The sequence below is a fragment of the Algoriphagus sp. genome, from assembly GCF_024642405.1.
Lineage (GTDB): Bacteria > Bacteroidota > Bacteroidia > Cytophagales > Cyclobacteriaceae > Algoriphagus.
Genome location: NZ_JAHEBC010000435.1, coordinates 1 through 2,924 on the forward strand (window position 1 = coordinate 1; position 2,924 = coordinate 2,924).

The window sequence follows — 2,924 nt, forward strand, 5'->3', positions numbered from 1 at the left end:
GGAAGGAATGATTTCCTCGCTAAGAAATTGCTTTAGAGGAATTTCTGCTAATACCAGCTTTGCGGCAATACGTTCTTGTTCGTTTGTTGCTGCCAAACCAGCCATTTGATCCCCGGATTTTTCTGGAGAAGCTTTGGCTAAAACGGTTTTGAGATCGGGAAAAGTAAAGTTGAAATTTCCGATGGTATGCTGGTAAACCATTCAATTAAAATGGGTATTTAATTAGAGTTTTCCAATGGAAAAACCGGTTTGTTAGGAGAATACTAAAATAGGTAGAGATCTAGGGTTTATTTAACCATTTAATAATTGTAAGGTTTGACTCTTCAGGGTAATTGTATTTCACAGGAAAAAAGAGAGAAAGCATAGTAAAAGAAAAATAGCTGAAAAAGATTTCTCATTCTAGTTGGTTAAATATTGAAAGAATAAATAAACTATAGATTAATGATTAATCCTCAGAATACCTTGCGGTAATTTGTTGAACAAATGAATCCAAGGCTCTGAATTGCTCATCATTTATTTCAGAACTACCGGTTTCAAAAAATACAGTATGTCTTAGGCCGTCCTGAATGTCAAATTGGAAAGGTGTAAATACCTCTCGTTCAGACTCATGTTCGGGAACACATCTTGGGCCAGGAGGAGTACCATGAATATTCCATTCTCCTACATTACTTCCTGCATCAGCACCTACTGCCCCCACATTAAATCCTCCAACGTAGATTGAATTTGCTCCTCGTAAAGGAAAAGATATCCAAGCCAAACTATACCCAACATAAGCTCCGGCTCCAGCGGTAGTCAATCTTGCCAAGGTGAAATTAAAATCATCGAATGTACAGATATCATCAGTTACAAAATCCGTCCAGTCTCCCCAACCCGGATCTGCTCCTGGAGTTTGTAGGCCAACTCCAATTCCACCTCCTATAAATGAGCCCTCTGCTATTTGACCGGTTCTTCTATTTTTCAATTTTCCAATGGCAAAAGCACCTCCCAATCCTGCATGACCTCCTCCTCCTCCCACGGTCATTTTAATAGACCACTGATTGGTGGCATTCGCTTCACATTCTTCTGGGATCACAATTGATTCCGTAGAGGGAGCCATTCCCTCTTCTTGTCTGGTAACCACAATATCAATATCTACGCGTCTCATCGATGGATCATTGGCATCTACATCACCTCCACCTTCCACCAACGTTTCACGGTCTCCAACTCCCTCGGCAGGTAATGAAACTACTCCTTCTTCTCTTTCCCCAGAAATGGAGGACTCAATGGCAAACTCAACCTCTCCATGTCCTGCCATATACCTTCTGAACATTTCCTGAAATAAATATTCTACATTATTTGCTCTATCTCGAGATAGAGTCAGGTTAAGCTCTTCCGAAGTACTTCTTCCGGTATTTTCCCATCTGGGACTAGCATGCCCTCGGATTCCTCCTTCTATAAAAGTTTTAACGGATCTTTGAATTTCTTCTATACCTGAATTTTCAGTATTTCCTTGTTGAATCGTGTGTACCAATTCATGGGCAAGAAGTTTTTTTCCTTCGAATGATTCAGGATTGTATTGATTATTTCCAAAAACAATATTGTTTTGGAAGGTATATGCTCGGGCATTAATATCATCTGCACTTTGATGTGCAATGCCATCACTATGGATCCTGACCTTGCTGAAATCCTGACCAAATGCTGATTCCATTGATTCTCTTACCCCATTATCCAAAGGTTCCCCACCTTTATTCAAAGTGTTTTTCACAGTAGGGGGAATAGTGTCAGCTTGAGATTTTGTCGTATCGTTTTCCTTTGACTGTATTTTAGGGGTATTAACATTTTGAGAAATTAATCCCTTTCTTTCTCTAGCAGAAATAACTTGATCAGCAACAGCATCCGCTTCCTTTTCATAAGAATCATTTGGATGATTGACTTTTAACTTGGGTTGAACTTTTGAAGGTGAAAAAAATGACACCCTCAACTTCCCTTTTGGAGAGGAATTTGATTTTTCATGTTTCAAGGGTTCATGCATGGGATTGAAATTTAAAAGTTCATTTTCTTTGTTTTTACTTTTCCGCTAAATCGATTTAGGAAATTAAAACTTAATCTTTCGGTCTTCTTAATTCAAATAACACAGGGGATGAAGATTTAATGATTTTATCATTGGTTTTTATAGTGAGGATTACGTGGATATTGTCTCTGTCGAATCCCTTTTCCGAAATAAATGGGAAACTCAAATCGAATTGGATATCTTCCTTTGCTTGTACAGTTATTGATTTTTTATCCATTTCATCGTAGTCAGGGAGCATGTATAAATGAAATTCATTTATAGGAAGTTGTTTATTACCGTCAGAAACGTAGACCGCTAAAACCAAAAAAGAAATTGGGTGTTCGCTGTGATTTGAGGCTTTAAAACACCCATTGGTAATTTGGGGTTCTTGTCCCGAATAATACACTTTGTTTACTGGTATTCCTTTAAATATTAATTCCATTTTTTTTATTTATGAGCAAGCTGGCCAATTTAAAGGTCTAATAGTTCGAGGATTTACTACTCGTCTTGGTCCAGGAACTGTATCACCATTTACAGCATTTCGAATGTAAACAGTACCATTTTCTCTTCTTACCCGAACTCTTGTTGAACCCACTTTTGCAATGACTTCTTCATTGGCGACCATTCCTGGATAAGTAGCCACCTGTGCATCTACACCTGTTTGGTCTAAAACGGTATCTCCTGTATTAGGATCGGTGGTTACTAAACTAGGATCTGGAGTGAGACCCCTTGATATACTCCAGTTTGTTTCTAGGGAGTATGCATAATCCTCTTAATCCGCCCAAGCTTCAGACCGAAGTCTTCGTGGTGAGCGCGCATGTTGGTATTCATGATACAGAGTTTGAGCCACGGTTTCACAATCATCAGAAACATTTAGTCTGATAGTATTTCCAGA

Annotated in this window: 4 protein-coding genes; all 4 read right to left on the reverse strand. The window is 38.6% G+C overall.

The annotated features are described in order from the left end of the window. Positions 1-201: ethanolamine ammonia-lyase subunit EutB (gene eutB, locus Q0L68_RS18960; RefSeq protein WP_296705819.1), on the reverse strand; the 201-nt coding region annotated here is incomplete at its 3' end. A 244-nt stretch (positions 202-445) separates the two neighbouring features. Continuing rightward, positions 446-2,011, reverse strand: a complete 1,566-nt coding sequence (locus tag Q0L68_RS18965) for a DUF4157 domain-containing protein (protein WP_296705820.1) — start codon at positions 2,009-2,011, stop codon at positions 446-448. A gap of 70 nt (positions 2,012-2,081) precedes the next feature. Continuing rightward, complete coding sequence (locus tag Q0L68_RS18970; protein ID WP_296705821.1) at positions 2,082-2,471, reverse strand: hypothetical protein; 390 nt, start codon at positions 2,469-2,471, stop codon at positions 2,082-2,084. A gap of 9 nt (positions 2,472-2,480) precedes the next feature. Further along, positions 2,481-2,672 carry a hypothetical protein gene (locus tag Q0L68_RS18975; RefSeq protein WP_296705822.1) on the reverse strand — a complete coding sequence of 64 codons (192 nt, stop codon included), beginning with the start codon at positions 2,670-2,672 and terminating at the stop codon, positions 2,481-2,483. Positions 2,673-2,924 lie beyond the last annotated feature (252 nt).